The following is a 7,455-nucleotide window of genomic DNA, read 5'->3' as shown; positions in this document are numbered from 1 at the left end:
TATCAATGACGAATACGGGGGAGTGGTAAAGAGTTTAAGGGCTGTAGGTCTTAATAATTTCTTTAACTCTTCCCTGCTGCTTCATCTTTCGCAAGTGATGATTAAATGCAGAGACAATTGCCTGATGATCAGCTAAAGACTTAACAATCGCCATGTGAAGCTCACGCTCAGTATAAGCGGGCTCTACAAATTTAAGCTGTTCGTTAAGCATCTTATTTTTCTGCATCAAGCGACTCAAAATCAAATGATCACCAATGCCGATATCTATCCGCCCCAGTGCCAGCATCTTTAACATGCTTAAGGCGTTTACCATTGGGGTTTTATTCAGCCCTGCAGCATTGTCGAAATTATGACCAAAACTCGCCCCCTTTCTTACTCCTATTTTTAAACCTTTTAGATCATCCAATTTCTGATATGAAATCACTTCGCTCTGATCAGAAATAAAGCTAATTTGATTAACATAGTAAGGGTCGGAATAAAGAAAATTGCTCGCTCTTTGCTCGTTAAACCATAAGCCGATCAATACATCAACCATGCCTTTTTCGGCTTCTGCTAATACTCTTCGCCAAGGCTTAATTGAGACTTCAACGGAGTAGCCTGCACGCTCGAAAGCTTCTATTACAATCTCTGTTGCCAATCCTTTGCGCGGCTGCTGTTCATACAGAAACGGCTCCCAAGGCGGGCCTGCCAAACGCAGAGTTTTCTTAGGCTCCACATTCGAGGCTCCTTCATCATTAAGGCCTTGACCTGCAAACACCCTCATACTGACAAGCAGCAACCCGCCAATCAGTATGAGTGCATTTCGAAGCACTGGTAGCATAAACAACAATACTCTGATCAGGACTTTAGCTGTTATCAGCTAGATAGAACCAGGTATCAAGCACCGAATCGGGATTTAGTGAAATACTATCGATATCCTGCTCCATTAACCAACGCGCTAAGTCAGGATGGTCTGAGGGGCCTTGCCCACAAATACCAACGTATTTGTTTGCTCGCTTGCAAGCGCTAATAGCATTTTCCAGTAGTGCTTTAATCGCCTCGTTACGTTCATCAAACAAGTGAGCAATGATTCCAGAATCTCTATCGATACCGAGTGTTAACTGAGTTAAATCATTGGAACCAATTGAGAAACCATCGAAGTGCTCCAGGAACTGATCTGCCAAAATAGCATTTGCAGGCAGCTCACACATCATAATGACTTTCAGGTCGTTCTCACCACGCTTTAGGCCTTTCTCGGCCAGTAATTCTACCACGTGCTTGGCCTCGCCAACTGTTCTGACAAAAGGCACCATAACTTCAACATTGGTCAGGCCCATTACATCGCGTACACGCTTAAGCGCTTCACATTCTAAATAGAAACAGTCACGGAAGGTTTCAGAAATATAGCGCGATGCACCACGGAAGCCGAGCATCGGGTTTTCTTCGTCTGGTTCATATAATGTGCCACCGATAAGGTTGGCGTATTCGTTAGACTTAAAGTCTGACAAACGAACAATCACACGTTTTGGGTAGAACGCCGCAGCCAGTGTCGAAATACCTTCAACCAGCTTATCGATATAGAAATCAACCGGAGAGGCATATCCACTGATACGCTGCTCGACTGTTTGCTTAAGGTCAGGCGGCAAGGTGTCAAAGTTCAGCAAGGCCTTAGGGTGCACACCAATCATTCGGTTGATAATAAACTCTAGACGAGCCAGACCAACACCTTCATTTGGCAGTGCCCTGAAGTCGAAAGCCCTATCAGGGTTTCCGACATTCATCATAATTTTCAAATCCATATCAGGCATCGAATCGACAGAGTTTTCTTTCAACTCAAAGTCGAGTAAGCCTTCATAGATAAATCCGGTATCACCTTCTGCACAAGAGACGGTTACTTCTTGCCCATCGCGCAATACATCACTGGCATCACCACAACCAACAACAGCAGGAATCCCGAGCTCACGCGCAATAATCGCAGCATGGCAAGTACGGCCACCACGATCTGTCACGATAGCTGAAGCACGCTTCATTACCGGCTCCCAATCCGGATCAGTCATGTCTGTAACGAGTACATCACCGTCCTGAACCTGATCCATGTCAGCAATATCATCAACGACTTTCACTGCGCCACTACCGATCTTGTGACCGATACTGCGCCCTTCTACGACAACGGTTCCGGTCTCTTTCATTAAGTAGCGTTCTAGAATAGCAGTACTAGAACGACTCTTAACCGTTTCAGGGCGCGCCTGAACAATATACAACTCACCGTCATCACCATCTTTTGCCCACTCGATATCCATCGGGCGATCATAGTGTTTCTCGATAATCAGCGCTTGCTTGGTCAGCTCATTGAGCTCTTCATCACTCAGTGAGAACTGTTTGCGCTGTGCCATATCAACCTTGACGGTTTCAACCAGTGAGTCACTATCATCCTGGCTATAGACCATCTTGATCGCTTTGCTACCCAAGTTACGCTTGAGAATTGCTGGGCGACCAGCTTCATAAGTGGGCTTATGTACATAAAATTCGTCTGGGTTCACTGCACCCTGCACGACAGTTTCACCCAAGCCATATGAGGAAGTGATAAACACCACATCTCTAAAGCCGGATTCGGTATCGAGGGTAAACATAACACCGGAGCTCGCCGTCTCACTGCGCACCATCTTTTGAATACCAGCGGACAATGCGACTTCACTATGCTCAAACTCATGGTGAACACGATAAGAGATCGCTCTATCGTTATAAAGCGAAGCAAAAACTTCTTTAACCAGAGCTTTAACTTGTTCGATTCCGGTAACATTCAAGAAGGTTTCTTGCTGACCAGCAAAAGAAGCCTCAGGCAAATCTTCGGCAGTGGCGGAAGAACGAACTGCAACGGCCAAGTTTTGATTTCCGTCTTGTAGCTTTTTGAAAGCATCTTCAAGCGCCCTATTGAGAGCCTCTTGAAACGGAGCCTCCATCACCCAGCCACGAATTTTGGCACCACTTTCTGCCAAGGCTGTAACGTCTTTTACATCGAGTGAAGCAAGCTCTGCATTGATACGCTCACTTAAGCCGTTCTCTGATAGAAAGTCCCAATATGCCTGAGCCGTTGTAGCAAAACCGCCCGGCACCCTTACCCCTACAGAAGATAGATGACTGATCATCTCGCCGAGTGAAGCATTCTTTCCCCCCACTCGATCAACATCGTTCATACCCAGTTCATCAAACCAAATAATGTAGTCCTGCAAGGCTTATTCTCCTGTACATTAGCGAAATACTGATAATTATGCGCTTTACCTAACGCGAGCAGGTGTGAATTGTAACACTTTATGCTAACTTATTTGAATCAATCCTCGGCTTCAAAATAAGGTTTTTTATGGGTAATCAGCGTACTGCTTTTTTCATTTCAGACGGCACAGGTATCACCTCAGAAGCGTTAGGCGTCAGTTTATTAACACGATTTGAAGAGCATGAATTCGAGAAAGTCACGCTTCCTTACGTTGATAGCATTGAAAAAGCCCTCGAAACGGTCGAGAAAATTAATGCTGCGGCGGAGTTAAATGGCGCGAAAGCTATTATTTTCGACACCATCGTTGATGATGGCATCAGAAAGATCATCAAAAAGAGTAATAGCTTGATGATTGATATTTTCGCCGCTTTTCTAGGGCCGCTGGAACAAGAGCTCGGCGTTCGCTCTTCTTATCAGGTAGGTAGAACACGCATTACTAAAAATACCCGCTATGACCAAAGAATAGAGGCTATTAACTACGCACTCGACAATGACGACGGTGCTCGCACCAAACTCTATGACCAAGCGGATGTGATATTGACCGGCGTATCGCGCAGTGGCAAAACCCCTACTTGTCTCTATCTTGCAATGCAGTACGGCATTAAGGCGGCCAACTATCCAATTACCGAAGAAGATATCGAAGACCAAAAGCTGCCCGCCTCTTTACGCCCCCATAGAAACAAGATTTTTGGCCTGACTATTGAGCCTGACAGGCTTGCCGCCATTCGCCATGAACGACGCGCTAACTCGCGTTACTCTTCAGCAAAGCAATGTAATTATGAAGTTGAAGAGGTTGAGCTAATGTATCGCAGAGAAAGGATTCCCTTTTTGAATACGACACATTACTCGGTTGAAGAAATTGCTACCCGCATCATGGTGCAATCGGGTATTGAGCGACGCTGCTAGCCATAACGCTAGCAGTACCTGTTTAGCACTTTTCTGCTTTTAGCGTTTAGAGTTCTTTAATCTCTAAACCCAGTCCTTCAAGCGCATCTCGCTGACTTTGCTGGCTAATCACCGCAACACTCGCTAAGTCTGGCTGCAGGTAAGTCTTGGCAACACGCTGCAGATCATCAATTGTGACCGACAAAACTTTCGCCCTAAATGCTTCGCGATGCTCCTGGGTTCGACCAAACAACAAGTTATGGTAATCACCCTTTGCTTCACCAGCTGGCGATCTTGGTTTATCTATTTGCGATACAACTCCCAAAATAGCCTGCTCTAACTCTTCTCCATCATGCTCCTCGATATGCAGCCATTCTAATGAAGCGTCGAAGTCATCAAGTGTTTCACTTAGACGAGGATCACGATAAGAGAAAAACCTGAAGGATGCCGAACCTGAGTCCTGCCCTGCACCACCGCCATAGGCACCACCTTGCTCTCTGATCGTCCTATGTAAATAGCCATTTCTTAAAAAGCCTCCCAATACAGACAAGGCTGGTGCATCATCATGACCGACAGCGACAGTAGGATAAGCCTTGGCACAGAAGTTGACTTGCGTGGACGTTAGCCAAGCTTCTTTTACGGTTTCACGTCTCTCTGTTAAAGAAAAATGACTATTCGCAGCAGGTTCAAAGTCTTTATAGGACTGATGAATAAAGCCTGCAATTTCATCAGAGACTTCCGACTCCGAGACCAGTAAGAACTGACGAGGCTGTGCTAAAACTGCCTTATGAATACTTTCCAAACCTTCAGCCAAGCTGGATAAGGCTTTACTATCGATATCGCCACTTTCAGTTGATAGCGATTCATCTAAAGCCTTCAAGGCTTTAATGCCTTGCATTCCCCCTAGCTGATAAGCGAGGTACGAGCCAGGGCTCATTCTGCTAGAGGCAACTCCCATCGCCAAGGCATGACCGCTACTGGTTACACCTTGCTCACGACGCGCTCGCATCTGAGCCACCAGTTCGCGAAGACGTTCATGCTCATCGAAACGAACGTTGTCGAGCGTTTCCTTAAGCATCTCTGTCAAAGCGACGTAGTTTCGACTAAGCGCCTTCCCTGAAAATACCAATACTCCTTTGATATCTTGAACGTCGTCAATTTCGCCCTTAACGGAGCTGTACGCTCCCAGGCCACCAGTTAAAGCAGACTGCTTATTCTGCATTTCCAGGTAACTGCTCTCGCCCGCACCTAGAGCGGTAACCACGGCAGTATAAATCGGCAAGAGTGCTTGCAAGTCTTCGCTAAGCTCAGGCATATCAATAATAATCTGCTGATAGACCAAGCCATTTGTGCCTTGGTGGTAACAAGTAATATTATCCGAAACTTTGGCTGGTTCGCCTTTGGGGAAGTGTAAATGCAGGGGCACGTCTGGAATGCCAACCTTAGGCAAGATCGATTCATCATCTTTCATGATCTGACGCTGCTTCAAGGCTTCCGCCTGATCTATGACCTTTTGCTTCTCTTCCTCGTTCAGATTCTGCTTAATTTCAGCTAGTTGCTTCGTTAGCAGAGCTGTTCTGACCTCATCGTAAGAAGTATCCGGACGAAGAGATAAAGTGACTCGGTGTGAGTTATCCAATAAGTGCTTTTTCACCAAAGATTTGAAATATTCAGGGTCTTTAACGCGCTCTCTTAACTTTTCAATCACCGGCTCAAGGTCTAGCAATGCGACCGGGTCGCCACCGTGCAACATCGAAGGCAATGCGCCGAGTATCAACTGCAAACCGTAAGGGTAACTGTCTCCCGCAATTTCTCGCTGACTTAACTCAAGCTGATGCAATACCGCATCCAAACGTTCTTTAGCAACACCTTCTTGGGCAACTTTCTCTAACACAGCGAAGATTTCTGCTTCTAGCTCTTCCTCTTTACCCGGTTCACTTCCCTCTAAACCACACGCAAAAGCCATTTCTCGGTTAGAGTCTTCCAAACCACACAAGGGTGATGGCGCATGCCCTAGCTTTGAAGCCTCTAATGCTCGCTGCAATGGTGCAGCACTGTTCTCAAACAACACATCAGCCAATAGATGTGCTTCGAGGTTTTGTTCCAAATCAAAGCTGTAACCTAACAACCATGAGACAACAATGTGCGTCTTATGTTCGGTCGGCTCATCTTTTTCAACGGGGTAATTTTCCTGAATCCGAATCGGTGCACAATAGCGTTGCTCATCGTTGATTCTGATTCGGTGATCTTCTTTAGAGAATCTGGATAAAGCGTAACCCTGAAAGTGACAATGGTGCTCATAAGCTGGAATATCGCCAAAGGTCAGAAACACAGCATTACTTGGATGATAGTGCTTTTTGTAAAAGCCTTTTAAGTCATCATAACTTAAACCGGTGATATGCTCAGGATCTCCACCACTATTAAAGTGATAGGTAGTAGTCGGATACAAATGGCGCGTTAATGTCTGCCATAGTTGACTAACCGGTGAGCTCATCGCTCCCTTCATTTCATTATAAACAACACCCTTGTAACTCAGATCGCTATTGGCATCATCTGCTTTTTCAAACTCAAGTCGATGCCCCTCTTGTAGAAAATCCATCTCGTCGAGTCGAGAGAAGAAAACTGCATCGAGATACACTTCGAGAAGATTATTAAAATCTTTCTTGTTTTTACTTGCAAAAGGGTAAGCCGTCCAGTCACTACTGGTAAAGGCATTCATAAAAGTATTTAAGGATCGGCGGATCATCATAAAGAAGGGGTCACGAACCGGATATTTCTCGCTACCACACAGTGCCGTATGCTCAAGAATATGTGCGACGCCAGAGTTGTCAGTCGGAACTGTTTTTAGACCTACCAAAAATACGTTTTCGGTATTAGTGGTCGCAAAATGCAGGTGCCTGGCACCCGTCCCCAAGTGCTCATACTCTTCGGCTGTCACATGCAAAGCATCAATGCTTTGAGAGCGGATCAGTTTGAAATCTTTATGCTGCATGTTAGCCATATATCGTTAATACCTTATATTAATACTACTGAATGATTATACTTTTAGGACAATAACCCAAACGCTCTATTGAGCACTCAACTGCACTTTTACAAGCAGAAAGCAGTTTAGCCCAGAATCGAATATTCTGTGACTTATCTTACATTTACATCTTATTTCTAAGCATTTTTTTCTATTTGAGTCTACACTCTAGACATAACGTAAGCGATGCGCCTTCAATACTCAAGCAACGATTAATCCAGAGTACATATTTTACACGTTAGTAAACGGAAATGTGGCGGAGCAACTCAGCTCCTATTTCTTAAGGGTAGTATATAAA

The 7,455-nt window shown here is 45.2% G+C and carries 4 protein-coding genes; 1 reads left to right on the top strand and 3 read right to left on the bottom strand.

The features are described 5' to 3' along the window. Window positions 1-34: 34 nt before the first annotated feature. Window positions 35-820: an ABC transporter substrate-binding protein gene (locus A3766_RS14680; protein WP_068512492.1), complete on the bottom strand. Its 786-nt coding sequence runs from the start codon at window positions 818-820 to the stop codon at window positions 35-37. A 25-nt stretch (window positions 821-845) separates the two neighbouring features. Then, window positions 846-3,173, bottom strand: coding sequence for a phosphoenolpyruvate synthase (ppsA, locus tag A3766_RS14675; protein ID WP_369808144.1), 2,328 nt, complete (start codon window positions 3,171-3,173; stop codon window positions 846-848). A gap of 164 nt (window positions 3,174-3,337) precedes the next feature. Between ppsA and A3766_RS14670 the strand changes: the two genes are divergently transcribed. After that, window positions 3,338-4,156, top strand: coding sequence for a pyruvate, water dikinase regulatory protein (locus tag A3766_RS14670; RefSeq protein WP_068507784.1), 819 nt, complete (start codon window positions 3,338-3,340; stop codon window positions 4,154-4,156). 46 nt (window positions 4,157-4,202) lie between these two features. Here A3766_RS14670 and A3766_RS14665 read toward each other — a convergent pair whose 3' ends face one another. Continuing rightward, window positions 4,203-7,136, bottom strand: a complete 2,934-nt coding sequence (locus A3766_RS14665) for an insulinase family protein (protein WP_068512488.1) — start codon at window positions 7,134-7,136, stop codon at window positions 4,203-4,205. Between the last annotated feature and the right edge of the window lie 319 nt (window positions 7,137-7,455).

This window comes from Oleiphilus sp. HI0132 (genome assembly GCF_001635845.1).
Note: the sequence above shows the minus strand (reverse complement) of the source record. Positions and strands in the feature narration are given on the sequence as shown.

Excerpts from the sequence above, each read along its gene's own strand:
- A3766_RS14680 (WP_068512492.1), bottom strand. The coding sequence starts at position 820 with ATGCTACCAGTGCTTCGAAATGCACTCATACTGATTGGCGGGTTGCTG.
- ppsA (WP_369808144.1), bottom strand. The coding sequence starts at position 3,173 with ATGAACGATGTTGATCGAGTGGGGGGAAAGAATGCTTCACTCGGCGAG.
- A3766_RS14670 (WP_068507784.1), top strand. The coding sequence starts at position 3,338 with ATGGGTAATCAGCGTACTGCTTTTTTCATTTCAGACGGCACAGGTATC.
- A3766_RS14665 (WP_068512488.1), bottom strand. The coding sequence starts at position 7,136 with ATGGCTAACATGCAGCATAAAGATTTCAAACTGATCCGCTCTCAAAGC.